This window comes from Methylobacterium sp. J-070, assembly GCF_022829385.1.
Classification (GTDB): domain Bacteria; phylum Pseudomonadota; class Alphaproteobacteria; order Rhizobiales; family Beijerinckiaceae; genus Methylobacterium.
In genome coordinates this window covers 1-483 of record NZ_JAKSXX010000022.1, presented here as the reverse complement: position 1 = coordinate 483, position 483 = coordinate 1, and the positions used below count along the sequence as shown (strand labels likewise).

Sequence of the window (483 nt, the reverse complement as noted above, 5' to 3'; positions counted from 1 at the left end):
GCCAAGAACCCGATGGTCGGCGGCGCGCCGATGTACGCCAACAAGACCATCGTCGAGAACGCGGTCAATTCGAAGGACCACACCACCCTGGTCGCCGCCGTGAAGGCCGCGGGCCTGGTCGACACCCTGAGCGGCCCGGGTCCGTTCACCGTGTTCGCGCCCACCAACGCGGCCTTCGCCAAGCTGCCCGCGGGCACGGTGGAGAGCCTCGTGCAGCCGCAGAACAAGGCGACGCTGACCAAGATCCTGACCTACCACGTGGTCCCGGGCGTCTACACGGCCAGGGACCTGATGGCCCTCGCCAAGAAGGGGGACGGGCAGAACCAGCTCACCACCGTCGAGGGCGAGCCGCTCGGCGTCTCGGCGCAGGGCAAGAAGGTCTACGTGACCGACGTGAAGGGCAACACCGCCACGGTGACGATCCCGAACGTCATGCAGTCGAACGGCGTCATCCACGTGGTCAACGGCGTGATGATGCCCTGA

At 67.1% G+C, this 483-nt stretch carries 1 protein-coding gene; it reads left to right on the top strand.

Translation table 11 applies throughout. The annotated features are described in order from the left end of the window. Positions 1-483 (top strand): fasciclin domain-containing protein (locus tag MKL01_RS00845; RefSeq protein ID WP_243903349.1); only part of this gene is annotated, 483 nt, incomplete at its 5' end.